General features: G+C 52.5%; 16 protein-coding genes and 1 tRNA gene. 5 read left to right on the forward strand and 12 right to left on the reverse strand.

Annotated features, from left to right (window positions below; translation table 11 throughout):
* Nucleotides 1-54: 54 nt before the first annotated feature.
* From feoB to MED297_RS07665, 3 genes are all read right to left on the reverse strand, one after another.
* Entirely contained in the window at nt 55-2,178 is a 2,124-nt protein-coding gene (feoB, locus tag MED297_RS07655; protein ID WP_008043809.1) for a ferrous iron transport protein B, read from the reverse strand.
* Nucleotides 2,175-2,405 carry a FeoA family protein gene (locus MED297_RS07660; RefSeq protein ID WP_008043811.1) on the reverse strand — a complete coding sequence of 77 codons (231 nt, stop codon included), beginning with the start codon at nt 2,403-2,405 and terminating at the stop codon, nt 2,175-2,177. Before MED297_RS07660 ends, feoB begins: the two co-directional genes overlap by 4 nt.
* A gap of 127 nt (nt 2,406-2,532) precedes the next feature.
* Complete coding sequence (locus MED297_RS07665) at nt 2,533-2,853, reverse strand: YqfO family protein (protein ID WP_008043814.1); 321 nt, start codon at nt 2,851-2,853, stop codon at nt 2,533-2,535.
* A 284-nt stretch (nt 2,854-3,137) separates the two neighbouring features.
* Here MED297_RS07665 and MED297_RS07670 point away from each other — a divergent pair.
* Together MED297_RS07670 and MED297_RS07675 are read left to right on the forward strand one after the other, a co-directional pair.
* A tRNA-Ser gene (locus MED297_RS07670) sits at nt 3,138-3,229 on the forward strand.
* 523 nt (nt 3,230-3,752) lie between these two features.
* On the forward strand, nt 3,753-5,540 hold the full coding sequence (locus MED297_RS07675; RefSeq protein ID WP_008043816.1) for a hypothetical protein: 1,788 nt from the start codon (nt 3,753-3,755) through the stop codon (nt 5,538-5,540).
* Nucleotides 5,541-6,177: 637 nt separating this feature from the next.
* On the opposite strand, the gene MED297_RS07680 is transcribed toward MED297_RS07675, so the two are convergent.
* From MED297_RS07680 to MED297_RS07690, 3 genes are all read right to left on the reverse strand, one after another.
* Nucleotides 6,178-7,464 (reverse strand): GGDEF domain-containing protein, encoded by a 1,287-nt coding sequence (locus MED297_RS07680; protein WP_008043817.1) that lies wholly within the window; start codon nt 7,462-7,464, stop codon nt 6,178-6,180.
* Nucleotides 7,465-7,703: 239 nt separating this feature from the next.
* Nucleotides 7,704-8,900: an EAL and HDOD domain-containing protein gene (locus MED297_RS07685; protein ID WP_008043818.1), complete on the reverse strand. Its 1,197-nt coding sequence runs from the start codon at nt 8,898-8,900 to the stop codon at nt 7,704-7,706.
* A 434-nt stretch (nt 8,901-9,334) separates the two neighbouring features.
* Entirely contained in the window at nt 9,335-10,309 is a 975-nt protein-coding gene (locus tag MED297_RS07690; protein WP_008043819.1) for a Gfo/Idh/MocA family protein, read from the reverse strand.
* A 224-nt stretch (nt 10,310-10,533) separates the two neighbouring features.
* On the opposite strand from MED297_RS07690, the gene MED297_RS07695 reads away from it, so the two are divergent.
* The 3 genes from MED297_RS07695 (at nt 10,534) to MED297_RS07705 (ending at nt 14,717) form a co-directional block, all read left to right on the forward strand.
* Nucleotides 10,534-11,613 (forward strand): glycoside hydrolase family 43 protein, encoded by a 1,080-nt coding sequence (locus tag MED297_RS07695; RefSeq protein ID WP_161599282.1) that lies wholly within the window; start codon nt 10,534-10,536, stop codon nt 11,611-11,613.
* 223 nt (nt 11,614-11,836) lie between these two features.
* Nucleotides 11,837-12,886, forward strand: coding sequence for an early set domain-containing protein (locus tag MED297_RS07700; protein ID WP_008043822.1), 1,050 nt, complete (start codon nt 11,837-11,839; stop codon nt 12,884-12,886).
* Nucleotides 12,789-14,717, forward strand: a complete 1,929-nt coding sequence (locus tag MED297_RS07705) for a glycoside hydrolase family 13 protein (RefSeq protein WP_161599283.1) — start codon at nt 12,789-12,791, stop codon at nt 14,715-14,717. The genes MED297_RS07700 and MED297_RS07705 overlap by 98 nt, the downstream gene beginning before the upstream one ends.
* A gap of 141 nt (nt 14,718-14,858) precedes the next feature.
* Here MED297_RS07705 and MED297_RS07710 read toward each other — a convergent pair whose 3' ends face one another.
* The 6 genes from MED297_RS07710 to MED297_RS07735 all read right to left on the reverse strand — a co-directional run bounded on the left by MED297_RS07710 (nt 14,859) and on the right by MED297_RS07735 (nt 22,153).
* Entirely contained in the window at nt 14,859-15,896 is a 1,038-nt protein-coding gene (locus tag MED297_RS07710) for a LacI family DNA-binding transcriptional regulator (RefSeq protein WP_008043825.1), read from the reverse strand.
* Nucleotides 15,897-16,002: 106 nt separating this feature from the next.
* The gene (locus tag MED297_RS07715; RefSeq protein WP_008043826.1) at nt 16,003-16,557 is read right to left on the reverse strand and encodes a GFA family protein; all 555 of its coding nucleotides are present in this window, start codon (nt 16,555-16,557) and stop codon (nt 16,003-16,005) included.
* A gap of 109 nt (nt 16,558-16,666) precedes the next feature.
* Nucleotides 16,667-17,791, reverse strand: coding sequence for a GGDEF domain-containing protein (locus MED297_RS21160; protein ID WP_008043827.1), 1,125 nt, complete (start codon nt 17,789-17,791; stop codon nt 16,667-16,669).
* Between the two features lie 204 nt (nt 17,792-17,995).
* Nucleotides 17,996-19,504, reverse strand: a complete 1,509-nt coding sequence (locus tag MED297_RS07725) for a carbon starvation CstA family protein (protein ID WP_008043828.1) — start codon at nt 19,502-19,504, stop codon at nt 17,996-17,998.
* 238 nt (nt 19,505-19,742) lie between these two features.
* Nucleotides 19,743-20,462: a two-component system response regulator BtsR gene (btsR, locus tag MED297_RS07730; RefSeq protein ID WP_008043829.1), complete on the reverse strand. Its 720-nt coding sequence runs from the start codon at nt 20,460-20,462 to the stop codon at nt 19,743-19,745.
* The gene (locus tag MED297_RS07735) at nt 20,459-22,153 is read right to left on the reverse strand and encodes a sensor histidine kinase (protein ID WP_008043830.1); all 1,695 of its coding nucleotides are present in this window, start codon (nt 22,151-22,153) and stop codon (nt 20,459-20,461) included. The genes btsR and MED297_RS07735 overlap by 4 nt, the downstream gene beginning before the upstream one ends.
* Nucleotides 22,154-22,245 lie beyond the last annotated feature (92 nt).

Consider the following 22,245-nt stretch of genomic DNA (forward strand, 5'->3'; position numbering starts at 1 on the left):
CCACACCTCCCATCGCCTGCAGACAGGCTCCGACATGGAACCGAGCTTCACAACTCACACAGATTGAGTCGGAATAATGTCGGGAGACCCCGACTCACCCGCGCGGGCCAGCTTAATCAACAAACCAACATAGGCCACCACCAGTATCGCCATCGCGGCGACCCAAAGTAACGAGCTGAGCGGGTGCAGCGCCAACGTTCCCAGCTGATACAGCGAGACCGCCGCCGCGTAAGCCACCACCGTACTCCAACCGACGATTAGCCAGGCCCAACGGCTGCCAGCCTCTCGCACCAATGCCCCCATCGACGCCACACAAGGCGTATACAGCAGGATAAACACCAAATAACAGAAGGCCGCAAACGGTGATACAAACAACGCCACCATGGTTTGCAGGGTTGATGTTCGCACTTCCTGCTCGGCAGCCGCTTCATCCAGCGAGGCGTAATCGCCCACCCGAATGCCCAGTGGATCGGTCAGGGCGCCGCCCAGCCCAACGGCATTGTCCCAGATGGAGACGAACGCCGATTGTGTCGACTGCCACAGTGTTTCCGGTTCTTCATCGTTCCCGCTGTCGCCTGCGACATCGGCATAGAGCGCATCGAGTGTGCCGACGACCGCTTCTTTGGCAAAAATACCGGTAATGATGCCCACCGTGGCCGGCCAGTTATCGGATTGCACACCCATCGGACTCAGAACGGGCGTTACCCACTGGCTGACCTGACTGAGTACCGAACGCTGACTGTTTTCGTTACCGAATGAACCGTCAGTACCCCAGGAGTTCAGGAACGACAGCACCACCACGACCGTCACAATGGTTTTACCCGCACGCTCAACAAACCCACGCAGACGGTGCCAGGTGGTCATCACGATATTGCGCCAGGAAGGGATGTGATATTGCGGCATCTCCATGATTGACGAACTCAACTCGCCCCGGAACATCCACTTGCGGAACACCCAACCGGTCGCAACGGCAACCAGAATGCCAAACAGATAGAGCCCAAACACCACGTTCTGACTCATCGACCCAAAGAACGCCGCCCCAAACAGGGCATACACGGTCAAACGCGCCCCGCAACTCATAAACGGCGCCATGGCCATGGTCACCAAGCGATCAGACTCACGACTCATGGTGCGCGTCGCCATAATCGATGGCACGTTACAGCCAAACCCGACGATAAGCGGCACAAACGCCTTACCGGGCAAGCCAATCGATTGCATCAGCCGGTCGACCACAAACGCCGCCCGTACGATATAACCGCTGGACTCCAAAAACGCCAACCCAAGATACAAAAAGCCAATCACCGGAATAAAGGTACCAACAAGCTGAATGCCACCGCCAAGACCATCGGCCAGCAACACCACCAACCAACCAGGCGCATGCAGAGCCGACAACAATGCCCCCAGCCCATCGACGAGCCAGGCACCGAGCAGAATGTCGAAAAAGTCGATAAACACCGCACCAATGTTGATAGCAAAGGTAAACAGCAGATACATCACCAACAGAAAAATCGGCACACCCAGAAACCGGTTCAGCACAATACGGTCAAACTTATCGGTGAGCGTAATGGTGCCATTCCCGTGGGTCACCGCAGCCTGATGCCACTCCCGAACCACCGCAAGACGACGACTGATCCGCTCAACAGCCGTATCGGTTGGTGGCGGTGCTGCAGCCGGATAGACCGTCGCCTGAGGCAAAGACTGACGTACCAACCGAACACCCGAGTGGCGCGACGCCGACACCCCGACCACGGGCAAACCAATGGCTTCGGACAGCGCCACCACATCCACCTGAACGTCGTTGGCCTGGGCCACATCCATCATGTTTACGACCACCAGCATGGGAATGTTGAACTCCCTGAGCTGATGCGTCAGCAGCAACTGACGGTCGAGCGTATTGGCATCGACCACATTTATCAGCAGGTCGATTTTACCGTCGCTCAGAAAATCCCGCGCTATCTGCTCATCGACGCCGTAATCGTCCTGCTCCAGAGAATAAATACCGGGTAAGTCGATAACCGTTGCTTCGCGACCATCGTCCATCCGGAAATGGCCTTCTTTGCGTTCAATGGTGACGCCCGGCCAATTGCCCACCTTTTGGTGCGCACCGGTCAGGCCGTTAAACAACGTGGTTTTGCCGCAGTTAGGGTTACCGATCATGGCCATGCGGAACGTACTCATGAGCGCGCCTCCACATCTATTTCGGCGGCCTCGGCGCGGCGAATACTGATGAGCGTCGAACCGACCTTCACCTGCAACGGGCACCCGGCCGGCGCCACATGACGCAGCGTCACCTCCGCGCCCGGTAACAATCCCATCGATAAATAACGCGCCTGATGCGCCAGACCGGCTTCGCTGAAGCCCTTCACCCGGGAGGCTTGCCCTACCCGCATTTCACTTAACAACATAGTGCGCAACGACCTGAAAATTTTGCGAGCATTATGTTGTGAATTGTTCTCATTTGCAGGCGCTATTGAATCGCCTCTTGATCTGCATCAACCGCCAGCCACAGAAAACAAACGTTGATGACCTGAATCAAAAATCGGCGAGCGTACGCGCCTTCAGTACATGATAAGCCGGTTCCTCATAGGGGTGCGCAGCGATCAACGCCTCCAGCGTCGCCCGGGTTTGCTTGTTGGCACACACCATTTCCACCCGCACTTCCGAGACCTTCTCCAACTCACCCACCGACCCGACAAACGGATCCGCACCGTCCATGGGCTGAAACTGCCCCTGCCCTGGCACCTTAAACGCACAGGCCCGATAGTTGCCGATCTGCCCCGCCCCGGCTTGCGCCATGGCCTCGACAACCGCATCGACATACTCGGATGGCACATACGCCACAATGACATTCATATCCTAAAACCTCCTTAATAAAGCAACACAAGCGCAACCCTAGCAAAACCCCCCGGTTTTATCCCTCCCCCTCCTAAGGGGAGACCAGGAGTGACTCGAACCTAAGGTTTTGTCCCTCCCCTTCCTAAGGGGAGGCCAGGAGGGGATATAAATCAACCAAACCGCTCAAACACCCATCAACCGCCAACTTTTTTGTTAATTTTCAGCAGCTTAGCCAGATTTTTGGTTGACACCCAAAAATCACACGGTAATATGCACCCCGTTCTTGAGGGAACACTCTTACAGGAGAGTTGGCAGAGTCCGGTTGAATGCACCTGACTTGAAATCAGACGTACGTGAAAACGTACCGGGGGTTCGAATCCCTCACTCTCCGCCAAATTTAAAACGAAAAAGGCCACCCAATCGGGTGGCCTTTTTCGTTTTTGGTCTTGCGAGTAATGGACTTCGTTCGTGGCCCCCGCGGGTTCGACCCGAAGGGCCGCGAGCATACTGCGCAGCGCATCCCTCACGTTTACTATTGCTCCACCACAACTTCCAACACCCAATCGGGTGGCCTTTTTTGTGGAATTTTGATGCGTGCTGATGGATTTCGTTCGTGGATCCCGTGGGTTCGAAAAATCGTCCGGAACGATTTGGCCCGCCCTAAGGCGCCCGAAGGGTGGCGCACAGGGATGTGCGCCAGGCAATCCCGAACGAACTAACCGTTTACTATGCCGACGTAATCTTCCAACTTCTTATTTTTCTTCTAAGGTGAATACTTCGGCCAACTTCATAAAACTTGACCGCGGCGACTGTTCTTGATTAGTGGGAGCACGGTATAGGTCCAAGTTGGTTAACTCTCACATCATCATGAGTGGTGCTTCAGCCAGGTGTACATGATCAGCAAATAGGAAATTGCGATGAAACACCTTTGGTCTTTGGTAGTCCTGACTTTTGCGTCGACTGCCGCACTTGCAGATTTTGAACTTACAGAGGATTTCTATAAAGAAACTTCAATTTTCAACCAGCCTATAATACTGGAACGTTGCCTAAAACAGAAACCATCAGCTCATGTCCTGACCAAAACCAATACTGACCTTGAAGACCTCAACTCCCGGTCCGATTTGTTAAATACTATGGTGTGGTTAAAAAGTGGAGAACCAACGGACCCGGGGCAGAGTGTCAGTCTCCGAAAAGCCTTCGAAGAGGACATGGCGGCCTGCATTATCAACACGGCCATAGAAGAAATCCCGATTAAAATTGAGGCGGGCCAGACCACAAATACTCAACAGGGAGGTAATGAGGGACAAGGTTCAGAAGACTATGGCCAAGAGCACCTACGGGTTGATCAACCACCCGTCCAGGGAGGTTCGATTCTCGATCAACTGGTTTACTCTCTGACTGTTATTGCCAGCGAACAAATCAAAGCTGAGGCCATCTATTATGCGAAAACAGAATTTCTTGATGATTTTTGCAAAGACGATTTTGATAAAATAATTGCGGCTAACACTTGTGCGCTGAACACATCTATGAAAGATAATGATTTTCAGGCCAGCCTTCAACATGTTGTTGAAACCATTCGCTTAGACATCATCAATTATCCAAGAATGATCACCCTAACCAACATGTGCGAGAGAGTTGAGGCGATCCTTGAAGCCAAGACGAATGATGAAGATTTCCTAGATAGCCTCGACGATGAAAAACGAAATCAATGGATTAATTGGGAAAAAAGTTATGAGTACACCGAGTGTCTTCAGCAAACCAAAAAAAATGGTGTGTTTGTTAGAACCTACCAATCTCAGACCGCCGTGTACTTGCCTGCTATCGTTCGATTGGTTCAGGATGTCCGAAGTACCACAGATCTACTGGTTCTGTTCCCCGCCCTACAATACAAAACGGATCTCTTGCAAAGTCTTGTAAAAAAGACCCAGGATATCAATGCCGAACGGGCAGCAGTGGCGAGCGCAATACAGCAAGAACCTGAGTTAATTTCCAAAGTCGAACTGTTTGCTATGTTCTTGACTAGCCTGAAAAGCCAGCTTAATGGCGTGTCACTAACATCTGATGACGATCAAGGGACATTATTGTTTGTTACGGATCCGGACCTAAAACGTTCCCTCAATAGTGCCTTGCGGTTGATGTCTGTCCTGATCGATGCGTACGAAGCCATCGAGACGAAAAACATGCGTGCTGCCGTCATTATTTTAGTTGATGAGTTTTCCGATACGGGTATTGGTCAGAAATATGTAGCCAAGTATTCATGGGCCGCCCAAATAGCCGACGCTGAATCAAGCGAGGAAGTGACGACCATACTAAAGGAATACACCGCACCGGTCGGCACCTATGTGGAGAAGTCATATAAGAATACACACTCAATTTTTGCGAGTGCTGGTGTCGCTACAAATTTTTATCCCGAAATGTCCCTTCGCTCACGAATCGGATATGAGTATTCGCACCAGTCTTTTGGAGAGAGCTACTGGGCACTTCGATTTGGTTTAATTGATTTCACTGACCAATTATTCGATGACAACGAACCCAGTTCGCTCGATGGCTACGCAAAATCAGTCTTTCGACCAACAGCAGGTTTTGCACATTCTATCGGCAAAAGTCCCGCTCTTGTTGAATTGGGTATAAGACCAAAGAGTGATTCTGATGTCGAGATAGTTGTATCAATTGAGTTAGAAACTACCCTATTCATGTTGAATTAGCATCTCTACCAAGGGTTGCCATTAAGCCTAGTTTCCTGAACCACTCTGTATCAGAACGGAGCTTTGATGATTCTACGGCATGTCGTTGTTGAATCCCGGGGCGATCAAGAGAACGCCGTCTTCTCTCAGCTTCCGGGCGTTTGACAACCAATAAGGATGATCGATCGCTGAGAGGCTTGCTGATTCGGTTCAGTCGACCGCATGCTGAATCAAGAAAAAAGAGGCCAAGACTTTTATTGTTGGTAAGGTTTTGGTCTCGTCAGTGGTTTCGGCCCCTAAGTCTAGGGCCGAAGATTCTTTATTAGAATGCTTGAGATTAGATCGGATAGAAAAGCCACCGGTTGGTTCCAATCTATATAATTTCCTTGGATACCTTCCTAGGGCATGGCCTTGAAAACAGTGTCGCTTGTATGACCCTGCTGGAAAAAAACGTCCGAAGTGCGCCGCCCATATCAAAAGCTTTGAAAAACCACTCTCCCGCGAACTGGAAAATGGATTGGGAATGAGCAATTCTCTTTGTGTTAGTTTATCTAACTGAATGGTGTCTAGCTAACCCTTGAAGATTCATAAGTTCGCGACCTTTACTAATGAAGATTGAAGATCATCAAAGTGAATTAATAATATGATGAGCTTGACCCTACCCCTCAGCAAACACAAACCCATTCTTCCCACCATGCTTCACCCGGTACATCGCCTTATCCGCCGCTTTCAACAACGCATCCATATCCTCGCCGTCATTCGGAAACTGCGCAATGCCCATGCTGGCGCTGACGTATAGGGTGTGATCGAGCACGGTAATGGGCTTTTTCAGAACCTCCATGAATCGTTCAGCGACGGCTTGAGCATCGGCTTCAGCGTCGGCATCGGACAGCAACACCACATACTCATCTCCGCCGATGCGGGCCAACAGGTCTTCATTGCGCACGGCCGACTGCAGTCGCTGGGCGACTTCGCGCAGTACGGTGTCACCGGCGGCATGGCCGAGCTGGTCGTTTACAGCTTTAAACTCGTCCAGGTCAACAAAGATGAGCCAAAGTTTGTGATGGTGCCGGGCGGCGTGGGCTATTTGGGTCTGCACGGCTTCCTGCATGTAACGTAAAGAATGTACGCCGGTCAGGGCGTCTTTCATGGCCATGTCGTGCAGTCGGGCACGGGCGTCTTCGACGGCCTGTAAGGCTTCAAACCGTTCGGTGAAGTCGTACTCCACGACCAAAAACAGAAAATCGCCATTCAGAGGATGCCGGGTACGGCGAATATCGAGGCTGTGGCGTCGATGCCCGTGACTGGTCTGCATGATGTAGTCCCATCGCCCTTCTTCACCAGCCTGAATCTTCTCCAGACAAGCCAACCCTTCATTGACGTTAGCGAAACGGGCCACAAACGGGCATTGCGCCGTTGAATTAAATTGCGCTGGCGGATAGGTATCGGTTGCGGCCGGGTTTTCGACCACGGGCTGACCTTCCAGGGTAAAGGTGGTGGCCGGTACGCGGGTGTAGCGCATGGCCTCCATCAACAGCAAGTTCTCAGGTTGTTCACCCAGTTTCACCTCTTCGTTTATGAAAGCGATGATACCGCGGTGTTTTTCAGGCCCGAGCAGCACGGCTCGGTGCATCATCAACAGAGTTTTGGGTTTGCCGTTGGGGTACGTCGTCCACGGATCGACGGTGAGGCCTTCTGCTGCTGCCAGGTCGAAAGTTTGCCGGGTTCGGTCCCGCGCGCCCTGCGTATCGCCGGAAAGATCTTTATCGATCAGTTGCTGGAGCGAGTCCAGCCCCCAGAACTTAACAGCCGCCGGGTTACCCCACCACCAGCCATGCTTATCCAGGTCAAAAAACCAGACGACGTTCGGGATCAGCTCGTAATGCTTCAGCTCATCATGGCTTTGGATGTGAACGAGGTGATCGTAGTTGTGTGCGGATGCCATTGTGTTCCGGTGTTCCTATCAAGAGGGTGTCATTTTGCCTGTAGCCAACCATTAACCTATCAACAGTCCCTGAACAAAGAACAGACCGGTGTCAACGGCGTACAGATTACTTCTATTCATTAAACACATGCCAAGTCGGGTGGCACGTTAACGAAAAACTAAAATCTGACCCGTAAAATTATAGTCCGGGTTGTTGACCTACGACCAGTGCGGTCGGTCAACTCAATCATATTAATCAATCAAGACGCGCAGTAGGTTAAGTACTCCTGCTCTGCTTTTAACAGGCAGTTGAAAACGATTTGTTCAAGTTCTTCGTTTCCGTTAAGGCAATCCCAATCTCCGATAATCAGGCTTTCTACGAGGGACAAAAACCGGGCGGCCTCGGTATTTCGATGTTGGACACTGTTTTTAATTTCCTCTGCGACGGGAATCTGTTTAAAAATATCATCAAAAGACAAGCCAAAAAGTACGTCCAGCTTGGAGAAAAACCCAATCAAAAACCACAGACCAGGAGAAAGTACCTGATGTTCAATGGCAATGTTTTCCATTGCAAATGCGGTGACAATGGCTTGCCGTACCAGCTCATCAGGTTGCTCGGTTAACTCGGTCATGATGACAATGCTCAGCACCTTGGCCAGTCTATCCAAACCCAACAAAACGACGGCATGCCGGATGCTTTCTATCTCTTTTCCCGCACTGAGGTGGCTGTTATTCACCAGTGCCAGAATTCGTGCGGTTAAGATCACGTCCTTTTTCAACCAGTCTTCGAGCTCGCTGATGGAAGGCTCGGGCTTAGATAATTCGACTAACAGATTGGACGCAGAAACGATGCTGGATTGAAGCTTTACCCCTTCGATGACTTCGGGTCTTGCAAAAAAGTACCCCTGAAACAGGGTAAAACCCAGCCCTTTGCAAAGCTCATATTCTTCGTATCTCTCAACTTTTTCAGCGAGCAACTGGCCGTTGAAGCCTTTGGTTAACTCAAGTTGACGAACAAGTTTTTGCAACTCACCTTCACTCATTGACTGGACATCGACTTTAACGATGTCCGCTATGGATAAAAGAGCCCTGGTGTCCAAACTCAAATGGAAATCGTCTAGCGCTATTTTAAACCCCCGCTCTTTCGCGGCCGTCAATGCAGGGATAAGCTCGTTGGTATTTTCGACTGTTTCCAATACTTCAAGAACCAGGTTTTCTCGTTCCAGCGGGATATCGCTCCTTAACCAGTCGAACGTACAGTTCAGATACAGACTCAGGCTGGTGTCGAGCAAATAGGGGTCATACAGCGTTAGAGCATTCAAGAAAACGGATGCGGTCGCGGCATTACCGTTTATGACGCCCAGTTGTTGTGTGGGCCGGAAAAGCAGTTCGTAGCCAGTCGTACAGAGGTCGGTATTCAGAATGGGTTGTTTTGCGTAAAGCGGGGTTCGCTCCATCCAGCATGCTCCAGGAAAAATCCGTTCCTATAAGTTAAGCAGAAAAACGGACTTTAGAAAGCAACTTGGGGCCTTTCACAGCACCCGTTGATTGACTGAAACAAGCTTCTTAAAAGGCGGCTAACTATGCATTGATTACCCTGACCCACCCAAAGGGTAACCAACCATTTAAATAGGGAGGCAATGCCAAACACACTGTAAAACCGTTTGAGAGGAAGCTCACCGATGGCAAGTCCTGTCGTCGAACCTATTTCACAACAACTTCCTATAAAAGGGGCACTCTTTCTCAATCGCTAAGCACGCTGCCGAGCCTTTTGCTTTGCGGTTGAATCGAGGACGATGAAGGCAAACAATGATTTAGCCTACCAGCCCTGCACTTGCGTTGACGGCCGTGCAGGACTGGTGATGCGCTCGCATCTTTCAGCGGGCAGTTTTCATGACAAAAACGGGTACCGCACCCCGGCCCGCTGGAGAACCGTATCCATGATCCGCAGGGTGGTCAATGTGTCCGCCCATGGGATGATGTTGCTTTGTAATTGCCCCTCCGCCAGGCACTGTTCCACTTCCTGGATCTGATACTCAAAGCCATTACGCCAGTGTGGCTGTTCAAACACATCCACCGCCCCCTCGTTGGGGTGCAGCTCGGCTCGGGTGGCTGCCCAAAACATAGACGGTACCCGAATCACACCCGTCGTCCCGTGAATGCTGAACGCGTTGTCGTAGGTGGTTGTAAATCCACAAGTGAACTGGCTGACGACATCGCCAAACCCCAGTATGACACTCGTGCGTTCATCGACTCCCGTTTCTCCGACAAACACATCGCTGATGATTCGATCCGGTTCGGTTTGCATGACAAACTGAGACATTGAGACGTTATAGACACCCATGTCCAGCAGCACACCACCGGCCAATTCCGGATTTAACAACCGGTCGTTCGGGTCACGCGGTACCGGGAAACCAAAGCTGGACTGAAGATACTGAATGTCACCAATCCGACCGTCTTCAATCCATTGCTTAGTCTGTTGCCAAGCCGGTAAAAACCGAGTCCACAGGGCTTCCATCAGGAAGACATTTTTTTCTTTTGCCAGATCGGTCAGGCGCTTAGCCTGAGCTTCGGTGACGGTCAATGGTTTTTCACACAACACCGGTTTACCCGCACACAGTACCTGCTCTACTGAGTCGTGATGAAACCGATGCGGATTGGCGATGTAGACGACATCAATCTCTTCGCAGGCCAGAAACGCTTGCAGGTCGGTAAAATGCAATGGTGCCTTGTACGTGTTCGCAAACGTTTCTGCCCGTTCGGCATTGCTGCTGTGTACCGCATGCAGTTCTGAATGAGTAGCCGGTAAGGCTTCGGCAAACTGCCGGGCTATGCGTCCCGGACCGATCAATCCCCAACGCAACATCGAGGCTCTCCTTATTGTTATGTGACGGTGACGTGGCAAAACGGAATGTCAGATTTCAACACCAACATTATTGCCACGATCCATGGTTGCGGAAACGCACGCCAGATGACATGGAAAACCCGCCTGTAATCATGTAGCCACCGGCTATGTCGTGTTCTGGAAATTTACACCGTTCATTCGGCGCTTCAAACTTTTGCAGCATCTCAACTGATTGGAATGAGCCTATGCGACACTCCCTTATGCTTATCACCTCGTTAGCGATACTGTCCTCGTGCGCCGTATTCGACACGTCCAGCACCATGGAATCTACAGCAACGACGACCAACGCTACCACCGAGGAAAGCGATTCAGCCGACGCGGTAACCATTGGCCAATGGCCGGTAAGTGGCGAGCTGTTTACTCATGACCCGGCCATCACCGTCGAAGACGGAACCTGGTACAGCTTTTATACGGCCGATGGTATCGGGCTGAACGTGTCCGAAGATGGACTGAGCTGGCAAAAGACCTATCGGCCGGCACTGCCCTGGAACTTGATTCGAACCATGCGAGACGATTGGTGGACGCAGTACGTACCGGACTATTCCGGTACCAGTGTCTGGGCACCGGATGTGTTTCAATACGACGGCCGAACCTATCTGTACTATGCCGTCTCCACCTTTGGACGGAACCACTCGGTCATTGGACTGGCCTCGACCGACTCGCTTGCCGACAATAATTGGGTGGATGAAGGTGCGGTACTCGCCAGCACAGCCGACGACGATTTCAACGCCATTGACCCAAACCTGTTTGAAGACCCCGAAACCGGTCGACTGTGGTTGGCTTACGGCTCTTACTGGAGTGGCTTAAAACTGCGGGAAGTTGACCCTGAGACCATGAAGCCATTTGCCGACTCGGAACCGGTATCGCTGGCCTCTCGCCCTGGCGTACGTCACAACCCCATCGAAGCGCCGGCGCTGGCCTATCACGATGGGTTCTATTATCTGTTCGCGTCCATCGACCGCTGCTGTGCAGACTCCAACAGCACCTATAAAGTGATTGTCGGGCGTTCAACCCAGGTGACCGGCCCATACGAGGATGATCTTGGCATCCGCATGTTGGATGGCGGTGGCAACCTTGTGTGGACCGACCGGTCTGAAGGTCGTGTACAGGGCTTCGGCGGCGGTCAGGATGTGTTTCAGCTCGATAATGGTGACTGGGCTATGGCCTGGCACATCTATAACCGGGATCGCAACGGTTATCCCGAACTGGCCATCGCCCGCCTGCGGTTTATGGATGGCTGGCCGGTGATTTCCGCGCAACACTAATCTTTAGACGGCCGACACCCTACCGATGAACGGTGCGTGTTGGCCGAGTGCCTTTCAAGCCCTTGCACGAAGCTGACAGTACTCCACCCTTCCACCCCTCCACTCAAACTCCACAAATCTCAAAATAGACCTTCGCGCCGGACAGCGATTTGGTACTCTGAAAATAAGGTTAAACGTTTAACCTAGTTAATTAACAACAATAATCCATTCATGGAGAACTCCTATGCATCTGTCCGCTGTGCGATCACCACTCGCAGTGGCCGTCATGATCAGTACCAGCCTTTGGTTGAGTGCCTGTAATGACGAATCCACGAACTCCAACCCTGATCCTGATACAGACACGCCTATCACCTGTAGCGCTCCGGAAGTCCTGAACGACGACGGTACCGCCTGTGAACTGCCAGACGAGCCCGTCGCCAGCTGTGAAAGCCCGATTGGCGATGAAGCACTTTACCTGTTGGGTGGCCCGAATGGCTGGCAAGCCAACTATGAATACGAGTTTGCCCACGTTTGCGGTGGCCGATATGAACTCGTGACCAGCATACCCGGATCACAAACCTTTAAGTTCGGTAGCGAAGGCTGGTCACCTTATGACTGGGGTGCCGCTGCAGGAACCAGCACACCCATACTGAATGAGAGCTTTGCGCTGGCACCGTCCGGTGGCAACATCAGCTACACCTTCGATGACACCAATCGCCTGGTTCTCGATTTAAGTGAATCCGTTGATAACCCAACGCTGACCGTAGAAAGCTGTGTACCGGCGCCATTTGAAGAAGACCTGTTCCTGCGCGGTGGCCTCAATGGCTGGGCGGCAAGTGCTGAGTCCCAGTTCCAGTATGCTTGTGACGCTTACTACCTGAACGTCAGCTACACCGGTGCCAGCGAGTTTAAAGTGGCCGATGAAAACTGGGCCGCTGACACCACCTTTGGTGGCGCAACCGGTAACACGACCGTAAGCTTTGACAGCGACTTTTCGTTGATGTCTAACACGGTGACAGAAGGCGGCGATGCGCCAAACCTGTCTTTCCAGTTCGAAGGCGATTACACCTTTAAGATCACCTTTGATGAAAACGGTGAAAACCCGGTTCTGAACGTTGGTGAACAGACGTTTATTGATCGCACGATTCCACCGGTCACCGATGAGCTGGCGCTGAGTGTGCGTTATGACTCTCGGGATGAGACCTTCAACACCCTTCGGGCTGTCCCCAAGGCGAAAAGTCAGCTTTGCGTTGACAGCCGATGCTGGTCTGACCAGTGCCACACTGGTCATTGAAGAGCGCACACTGGTCGGCAACTACGATGAGTTCAGCTATACCGAACTGACCAAGGATCCGATGGCCAAAGTCGTCACGGCTGAAGGCGAGCGCTGGGAAGCCAGCTACACCTTCCCGGATGTCGCGGTTTACGGTTACTACTTTGAAGTCGTTGCTAACGGTGAAACCTACATCGTGCACAACAATGACTTCAGCGTGTACTGGACTCCGGAAAAGGGCTCTGGCGGCGAAAGCATGATCGCGTTTCAACCATCGGATACTGATGCCGTACGCCGCTACCGTCACAGCTCTTACGACGGTACATTCGCCGTACCGGAGTGGTCGAAAAACGCCATCTACTACTACATCTTCCCAGAGCGGTTCCGCAATGGTGATACCAGCAATGATCCCACCGTTGGCCAAGACACCATTCTGGGCGAGGCCGTTGAAGTTCACTCCGACTGGAACGATGCTCCTTGGGTACCGGGAACAGGCGATGGCTCTGACGAGTTCTACAACAACGACTTCTTCGGCGGTGACCTGCAGGGTATCGTTGAAAAGCTCGATTATCTGGCGGACCTGGGCGTAAACACCCTGTACATCAACCCGATTTTTGAAGCGGCCAGTAACCACAAGTACGACACCGCTGATTACAAAAACATCGACGATAACTTTGGTGACAACGCTCTGTTTGAAACACTGACCACCGAAGCCAGTAATCGCGGTATCCGGGTGATTCTGGACACGTCGTTGAACCATACCGGTTCGGACTCCAAATACTTTGACCGTTACGAAAACTTCGCTGAGCTTGGCGCCTTCGAAGGCGAAACGATTCAGGAAAGCTCACCGTTCTACGACTGGTATACCTTCGACCCGGCAGGCACAACACCCGAAGCCATGTATGAAGGCTGGGTGGGTGTCGACAGTCTGCCAAACCTGAATGAGTCTGACAGTTGGAAAGCCTATGCCTATGGCGATGCCGACTCTGTAACCAACATGTGGCTCGACAAAGGTGCCTCCGGCTGGCGCATGGATGTGGCGCCTTGGGTGTCCGATGAGTTCTGGCGCGAATGGCGCGACGTGGTTAAAGCCAACGACGCCGACGCACTGACCGTGGCCGAAACCTGGTTCGATGCATCCAAACATCTGCTCGGTGACATGTTCGACTCCACCATGAACTACATCTTCCGTAATGCGGTTCAGGATTTTGCAGCGGGTGAATCAGCTGAAGAGATGTACCAGAACCTGGAACTGATGCGCGAAAACTATCCGCAGGAAGCGTTCTACGCATTGATGAACTTGCTGTCGACACACGATGCGGCCCGTGCCCTGCACCACTTCGGGTACACCGGACCAGAAAGCTCCGCAGAAGCGGTTGCCGAAGCCAAAACCCGTCTGAAACTGGCGGTTCTGTTCCAGATGGCATATCCAGGTGCCCCAGCGATTTTCTATGGTGATGAAGTGGGTGTCACCGGCGGCGAAGATCCATACAACCGCGCTACCTATCCGTGGGCCGATGAAGGCGGCAACCCGGATATGGCACTGCTGGATGACTTCAAAGCGCTGATCCAAATGCGTAACGATAACGCTGTGTTGCGCACCGGTAGCATCGACGCGCCCGTGTATGCTGACGAAAATGTCATTGTACTGGTTCGTGAACTGAACGGGACCCATGCAATTACCGCGTTCAATAACGCCGCAGAAACATCAGAAGTGACCTTCACGGTAGATGACCTGGCGAGCCTGAACTTCAACGATGCGTTGAGCTCAGAGGCTCTGGCGGTTCCTGCCAGCGGTGAAATCACACTGACGTTGCCGGCCATTGGTGGCCAGGTGTTTATTTCACAATAACGCCGATTTGATTCAAGCGAATCGACAACACCATTAATAATAAAGAGCGCCTCGGCGCTCTTTTTTTATGAGTCAAAAACAACCGTCATGACGATGGTTAAAGCATGACTTCTCAGTAACATGAAAGTGATGGGTATCGGCTCATTCACGCTCAATTGCGCGAGTCGTATTGCCAACCGTTAACGAAATATCCGGTTTATCGATGGGCCGATGCGTCACCAGCGATTGCACCGCGCTGAACCCGCGCTGTATCACCTGCTGATTCACCGTCGTTAACTGGTACGGCATGTACTGCAGAATCTGCAAGCCATCCATACCGGTGAGAGAAAAGTCCTGAGGGATCGAGTAGCCGGCTTCAGTCGCCGCACGATAGCAACCCAAAGCCAGAATATCAGCCATGCATACCACCGCGGTGGCACCTTTTTTCAGCTTGGATTCAACCGCCGGAAAGGCCTGCTGAGCATCGGAATAATTTACGCCGCATTCCACCAACTCGAGCGTCACATCGGAACGGTCCTGCGCTTCCAACCATTGTTGAATACCGAGAAAACGATCCTGGTGAACCGATGACGCATCCAAAGCACCGAACAACAACACCAGGTGACGATGACCCAGATTAATCAGATGCTCAACCGCTAATTGACCCATCACCCGATCATCGACACAGAAATTGATTAGGCGTTCATGCGCGGAAAACTGACGGAAAAAATCACCGTTATCGACAACGATGGTTTTAAACCGCCACTTGGCAATCACCTGTTGAATCTCGTCTTTCAACCGACCGACGACGATCACACCCTGAGGCTCCGGTCCATTCAACAGCGCTTTCGCTTCGGACTCATGGCCCATACGAATAAAACTGAACTGAAGGTGGCTGACGGATGCGCCTTTTTCAATACCGGCCAGTAGATCGTTGAAGAACGGTGAGCCATCCATCAGTTGCATATCGGGGTCATCGGTATGAATCGCCGGCATCAGTACCAGTGCAATGTTACTCGAGCCGGTTTTCAGTGCGGCCGCATTAAAGTCTTTGGCATAGCCGAGCTCCCGCGCCACATCCACGATGCGTTGCGCCGTTTTGGCGGTGACCTTTTCCGTTCGACCATTCAGCACATTCGAAACAGAAGCAACCGACACGCCGGCTTTTTCGGCGACGTCTCTCAGAGTGACACGAGCCATTCAGTTTAATACTCACATTCAGAACTATCGGAAAGAACGCGGGCCGACCCCGCGGATGAGATGTGCAGTCTATCACAGATACCTGGCGGGCTATAAACACCCACAGTTAACCGGGAGGCAGGGTTAGCGAACCGTGCACATATTTGACTTTAGGTGAGCGAAACCCCATAGCCGCCCAGGCACGAAGTAAACGGTAAAAGAACGCGACATTATGGGTGTTTGGATTAGGCACATCGTTCGGCAGTGAGACCGAAGCTGGCGCGTCTTTAGTCATTGTCCGCAGCGCCAATGGTGGCAATGTCTCTGCGGCCCACAAGGCGCCATAGATACTCAGCCAATGGCCTTTGGTGAACTCCAGAAACATCGGTGTGTTGCAGCATGTTGCAATCACCCGCCGGGTATCTGAGTCTGCCGTCAGGCGATGCTCTTTCAAATTCGCCTCTCCCAGCTGCCAGGTCACCCGGTCTTTTCGATACAGCTCAAACCGGGTGGCGTTGTTGTTATCCATAATGGCTGGCGCGTCCGGTAAGGTTTTAAACAAGCGACCGGCTTGCTGACAATCCCGACACAGGCACTCCACACTGATGATCGGTTGTTGATAGACGATCAGGGAGACTTGTCCGCACCGACAGCTGAGTTCCGACGTTTGGTCTGATTTCATCCGACGCGCCTGTTGATTAATCACTGCACAGTACAGCGCCTTAAGTATTCATTGCAATACCGTGACTGGGCTTTCGTCATAGCGAACCTGAAAAGCGACAGAGCATGAGCTAAGCACACCAAACACAAACCTGATCTCGCCCGGCACGCTTTCCCTCATACAAAGCGGTATCAGCGCGGGCAATCATTGCGGCAGCGCTGGTGATCGTATCATCGTACTCGGCGACCCCAATCGTGGTCGTTAGAACGGTTGAGGACAACGACTGCTCGTGCGGGATCGCAGCCGCCTTGATCTGCGCCCTAACCTGTTCAGCCAGGGCTTGGGCAGCGTTGAGATCTGTTTGCGGCAACAACACCAAAAATTCTTCGCCACCAAAACGGTACACCCGGTCGCTGTCTCGTTTCACCGTTCTCAGCAGTAGGCTGCCAATGGTTTTCAAGCATTCATCGCCTTGCAGATGACCGTAAAAATCGTTGAAGCGTTTAAAATGATCCAAGTCCATAATCAACACCGCGAACGTTGTTTGACTTTGACGCGCCTGCACGATGCAGGCGTCGATGTCCTGTTCTAGATGTAATCGATTATCCACACCGGTCAGCGGATCGGTATGGGACAGACGCTCAAGGCGTTCTGTCTTTTCCTGATTGGCCATCCGTTCACGTTCATATGCTCGTTCAAGCACGCTCAACTGCAGTGCAATGAACACGAACATCACGGCCACATTCGCCATCCAGTCTAAAAGCTGTTCTTCCGGCGCCATACTCCAATACAAATCCGGATGGACATAATAGAGGGCAATCAACGCCAGGTTGATAGCAATCAACATCAAATTCAGAATGAATCGTTCCAGACCGGTCGTCAGAAAGTTGATTAACAGAAGCATGGCAATGGAATAGACAATCGCCGGTGACGTCAAACCAGAACTGGACAACCAAGCCCCGGGAAGTATCACCAACGTCAGCAGATAAATTCCGATGCGGTGCACCCATGGCGTCCAGACCTGACGCAGTGCCAATGCAACCATGACGGTGCAAAACACCAAAATAATCAGCCATTTAATGTTGTAGGAAAAAGCGAATCCGAACAGCGAGTTGGTGAGCACCGTGAGCAGAGAAATCGCGGCAAAAAACGACATGTAATAGATGAATATCCGCTCTTTAACCGGATACCGGCTTAACCAGGCGTGTTTGGCGGTGCTGGGTGTCAGAGGGCTGATAGAATCGGTACGGCGCATGATACTCTCGAAACTCGCAAAAACTCTCGCGTACCACCCGCTTTACAGAATGGCACCGCGAAACAAGCCCGCCATTCTGACCCAAGCTAATGTAAAACAAAAGGCTTGAAGCCACTGTGTAAAACAAAAAACCAGCCTCAATAGAGGCTGGTTTCAAGGAATCTTCTGTCGGAACTTTAGGCTCCGACAGCGATCACATCGACATCACACTTCGCTCTGCGTCGGCTGGCAAACCACATCGATGTTTTCAACAGCCACCAGTTCAGGATCAACGGTGTCATCACCAATGCCTTTATAGCGAGTGATCAACAGAGTGATGATACCGACCGCAGCGATCACACCCAGACCCGTTGACAGTGCCATTGGCAAACCAAAGCCCAGCGTCGATGAGTTCATGATAAAGGTCACCACCACGGTGGTCATGAACAGTGCCGGTACAGATGTGATCCAGTGCAGTTTATTGTGACGCAGCAGGTACGCGCTGGCGGTCCACAACATGAACACGGCGGTGGTCTGGTTGGCAAAGCCGAAGTAACGCCAGATGATGCCGAAGTCGACCTGAGTCAGGATGCCGCCAATCAGGAAGATAGGCAGCGCCACGATCAGACGGTTACGGATCGGTTTCTGATCGAAGTTAAAGTACTCGGCCAGAATCAGACGGCTGGAACGGAAGGCGGTATCACCCGAGGTAATCGGCAGAATGACCACGCCGAGGAACGCCAGGATACCACCGAACACACCGAGCAAACCGAAGGATGAGGTATACACCACATTACCAGGGCCGCCATTGGCAACGGCTTCCTGCAGACCGTCAATGTTACCGAAAAACGACAGGGCAATGGCACACCAGATCAGCGCGATGACACCTTCACCAATCATGGCACCGTAGAACACAAAGCGACCGTTGGCTTCGTTTTCCATGCAGCGAGCCATCAGTGGGGATTGGGTGGCGTGGAAGCCGGAGATGGCACCACAGGCAATGGTGATGAACAGTGCCGGCCACAGTGGCAGATCGTTCGGGTTCATGTTGGTGAACATGTCAGACATCGCGAACGAGCCCATCACCTGATGTTCAGACGAAAACGCCACGGCAGTAATCAAACCGACTGACATGAAAATCAGCAACGCGCCGAAGAACGGATACAGGCGACCGATGATTTTGTCGATGGGGACAATGGTGGCGATGATGTAATAGGCAAAGATAAAGATCACCATCATGCCCAGAGTGACGGTCAGACCGGTCTGATCGTTGATCAGGTTGGTCAACATGCCGGCTGGCGCACTGACGAAGACCACACCGACCAGAATCAACAACACCAGCGCAAACAGGTTCATGAAGTGGCGAGCGGTATTGCCCAGGTATCGACCGACAATGCTCGGAACCGATGCCCCACCATTACGGACCGACAGCATGCCGGAGAAGTAGTCATGCGTGGCACCGGCAAAGATACACCCCAGAACAATCCAGAGCATTGCCGCCGGACCGTACAAGGCGCCCATGATGGGCCCGAATATAGGACCGACCCCGGCGATATTCAGCAATTGAATCAGGTAGACCTTACGCTTTTTCATCGGCAGATAATCGACACCATCGCGTTGTGCGTAGGCCGGCGTCTGCCGCTCAGTTTTAATGTCAAAGACGCGTTCGACAAACGCTCCGTAGATGAAATAGCCGCCCAGTAACAGCGCGACACTGGTCAGGAACCAAAGCATAATTAAGCCCTCGTGGTTTATTGTTGTTTTCAGTTGGTTAAAAAAATGAGTACGAGGGTCAGTTTACGGTTTGCTGACGCAAGCGCAGCGAGAGAATGGGTCAGCGGCCAAATAGCGTGGTGAGCGGTCGATATCGGCTTTAAGTGGTTACGTGTGCATGAGTGCTGGCATATACCGTCGCAACATTCTAAACGGCGACAGGGTCAAACAGGATCAATCAAACTTCGAGGCCATCAGCCTAATTGATGCTGAACAGATCGCGCAGAGCCTTGAAATAGCGCCGGCTGACCGGGAGTTCCTGGCCGCTCATGGTTAACACCACAGCGTTGCCATCGTCTTCCTGGCGGATTTCCCGTATCGCTTGCGGCAACACCAGGTATTGGCGGTGGCAGCGTAGCATGGGCGTCCGATCTTCCAGCACTTTCAGTGTCAGATGCGTATGCACCTGCCCTTGCCCATCCCAAAGATGCACGCCGGCCACATCGCTGTAGGCGTACTCGAAGGCATCCAGGCGAACCAGTCGGGCCGACGCCCCCTGGTGACACGGAATGAGCGTCAAACAGCGGTCTTGCACCAACCGTTCAAACGCCGGCGCCTGTTGCTGAGACCGTTGCGATAACCGTTCGAGACACTGTTGCAAACGCACGCTTTGCACAGGTTTTAACAGGTAGTCGACCGCGTTTTGCTCGAACGCCTGAATGGCAAACTGGTCATAAGCGGTCACAAAGACGATGTCCGGCGCCGACTCCGGGTCAATCATCGAGGCCAGTTCCAAACCGCTGATCATCGGCATTTCGATGTCCAGAAACAGCACATCGGGCCGGTGCTTCGGCAAGGCTTTTAAACATTCCACACCATTACTGAACTCACCAACAACCTCAACCTGGTCGAACTCGGCCAGCAGGTCTTTCAGCTCCTCCCGTGCCAACATCTCGTCGTCGACAATAAACACTCTCATGCCGGCACTCCCGCCAAGGTTACGATGACCCGAGTATAGCGTTCCGGCTCGCATTCCACCTGCAAGCCAAACTCAGAGCCGAAATGATGCTTTAACCGTGTATCGACAATGTTCATGCCCAACCCTTCAGATTCCGCCCCCGGCGTGGGTGAATACCGGCCCGCGTTATCCTCCACCACCAACTGCGCAACGCCCTGCTCGGTTCGGCTGTATATGCGAACCTGCCCGCCCTCAAGCAACTGTGACGTGCCATGCTTGATGGCGTTTTCAACCAGTGGCTGCACGGTAAAGGTCGGCAGATTTTGCGTTAGTAGCGCATCCGAGACGGTTTGCTCAATACTCAGCCGATCGGCAAACCGTACCTGTTCGATGTGCAGGTAGGCATTGGCGTGCTCAAGCTCCTGCGCCAGCGTTGACACCGACTGATTGCGTTTGAGATTGATGCGCAAAAACAGGGACAGATCGGACACCAGACTGCGCGCGGTTTCCGGCGAACGCTTGATGACCGCGTTAATGGTGTTCAGCGCGTTGAACAAAAAATGCGGGTTGACCTGCGCCCGCGCTACTTTTAATTCAGCCTGAGACAACAGCTGTTTCTGTTCATGATGCTGGCTGATGGTGAGCTGCTCAGTAATGATTCGACCGATACCCTCGCCCAAGGATCGGTTAATGCTCTGAAACAGGCTGCGCTTGCCTTCATAGAGTTTCACCGTGCCGATCACCGTATTGTCGGCATCCCGGATCGGGACGACCAGCGCTGAGCCTAACGGACAGCGATGGCTATGCGAGCACTTGTAGGGCGTGGTGATGCCATCGGCAAACACAACCCGGTTTTCACGAATGGCTTGCAGCGTTTGCTCAGAGGTTATCGTTTCACCAATCTTGTGATGGTCATCGCCCAGTCCGACAAAGGCCAACACCTCGGTTTCGTTGGTGATGCCCACGGCGGCGACTTGGGTTTCTTCTTTAATGATGTCAGCAATGCGCCGGGCACTGGCCTGATCGGGCCTGTCGCCCAGAACACCGACCAAGCGCTCGGTCAATCGCAAAGCCTGATCGGACCCGGCCGAGGAAAACTCGTTATACAGCTTGCGACGGTCCTGAATCATCATCATAAACATGGCTGCGCCAATGGAGTTGATCAGCAACATCGGCAAGGCGATTTGCTGAACCAGTGCCCAAGCCTGGTCGAATGGCCGGGCAATCAGCAGAATCAACGCCATCTGCAGCATTTCGGCGAAAAAGGTAACAACCAATGCCCGTTTGGGTGAAAACAACTGCGACTCATAGTGCCCCTGCTTGCGCACCCACAAATGCACCAGTCCACCAAGCAAGCCTTCCAGCGTGGTTGATACCGCACAGGCCACATCGGTGAAGCCACCCAGGGTAAATCGATGTATCCCACCAGTGAGACCAACGGCCAGGCCAACAAACGGCCCACCCAGTAAGCCGCCCAGCACGGCCCCAACGGCACGGGTATTGGCAATGGCATCGTTAACGGTGTGACCGAATAAGGACGCCAGAATGCAGAACGCCGAGAAGATAAAATAGATGATCAACCCGTTCGGCAGTCGCGCCGAAATGTTACTCAGGGGCAAAAACAGCGGCGTTTTACTGAGCAGATAAGCGATAACCAGAAACATACTCATCTGCTGAGCCATGGAAACCAGCAGGATCATCACGGGTGACATGGGGTGTCTCCGACAACAAACGGTTGAATGCGTCTATGGAACCATGAATCGGAGTCAGGTTCGAGTAAATTTGGTTGGTATCACCGGATGGC

The sequence above is a fragment of the Reinekea blandensis MED297 genome (assembly GCF_000153185.1).
In the GTDB taxonomy this organism is placed as follows: Bacteria; Pseudomonadota; Gammaproteobacteria; order Pseudomonadales; family Natronospirillaceae; genus Reinekea; species Reinekea blandensis.

Bases quoted from the DNA above. Each gene is read 5' to 3' on its own strand.
- feoB (WP_008043809.1), bottom strand. From the start codon at position 2,178: ATGAGTACGTTCCGCATGGCCATGATCGGTAACCCTAACTGCGGCAAA.
- MED297_RS07660 (WP_008043811.1), bottom strand. From the start codon at position 2,405: ATGTTGTTAAGTGAAATGCGGGTAGGGCAAGCCTCCCGGGTGAAGGGC.
- MED297_RS07665 (WP_008043814.1), bottom strand. From the start codon at position 2,853: ATGAATGTCATTGTGGCGTATGTGCCATCCGAGTATGTCGATGCGGTT.
- MED297_RS07675 (WP_008043816.1), top strand. From the start codon at position 3,753: ATGAAACACCTTTGGTCTTTGGTAGTCCTGACTTTTGCGTCGACTGCC.
- MED297_RS07680 (WP_008043817.1), bottom strand. From the start codon at position 7,464: ATGGCATCCGCACACAACTACGATCACCTCGTTCACATCCAAAGCCAT.
- MED297_RS07685 (WP_008043818.1), bottom strand. From the start codon at position 8,900: ATGGAGCGAACCCCGCTTTACGCAAAACAACCCATTCTGAATACCGAC.
- MED297_RS07690 (WP_008043819.1), bottom strand. From the start codon at position 10,309: ATGTTGCGTTGGGGATTGATCGGTCCGGGACGCATAGCCCGGCAGTTT.
- MED297_RS07695 (WP_161599282.1), top strand. From the start codon at position 10,534: ATGCGACACTCCCTTATGCTTATCACCTCGTTAGCGATACTGTCCTCG.
- MED297_RS07700 (WP_008043822.1), top strand. From the start codon at position 11,837: ATGCATCTGTCCGCTGTGCGATCACCACTCGCAGTGGCCGTCATGATC.
- MED297_RS07705 (WP_161599283.1), top strand. From the start codon at position 12,789: ATGAGACCTTCAACACCCTTCGGGCTGTCCCCAAGGCGAAAAGTCAGC.
- MED297_RS07710 (WP_008043825.1), bottom strand. From the start codon at position 15,896: ATGGCTCGTGTCACTCTGAGAGACGTCGCCGAAAAAGCCGGCGTGTCG.
- MED297_RS07715 (WP_008043826.1), bottom strand. From the start codon at position 16,557: ATGAAATCAGACCAAACGTCGGAACTCAGCTGTCGGTGCGGACAAGTC.
- MED297_RS21160 (WP_008043827.1), bottom strand. From the start codon at position 17,791: ATGCGCCGTACCGATTCTATCAGCCCTCTGACACCCAGCACCGCCAAA.
- MED297_RS07725 (WP_008043828.1), bottom strand. From the start codon at position 19,504: ATGCTTTGGTTCCTGACCAGTGTCGCGCTGTTACTGGGCGGCTATTTC.
- btsR (WP_008043829.1), bottom strand. From the start codon at position 20,462: ATGAGAGTGTTTATTGTCGACGACGAGATGTTGGCACGGGAGGAGCTG.
- MED297_RS07735 (WP_008043830.1), bottom strand. From the start codon at position 22,153: ATGTCACCCGTGATGATCCTGCTGGTTTCCATGGCTCAGCAGATGAGT.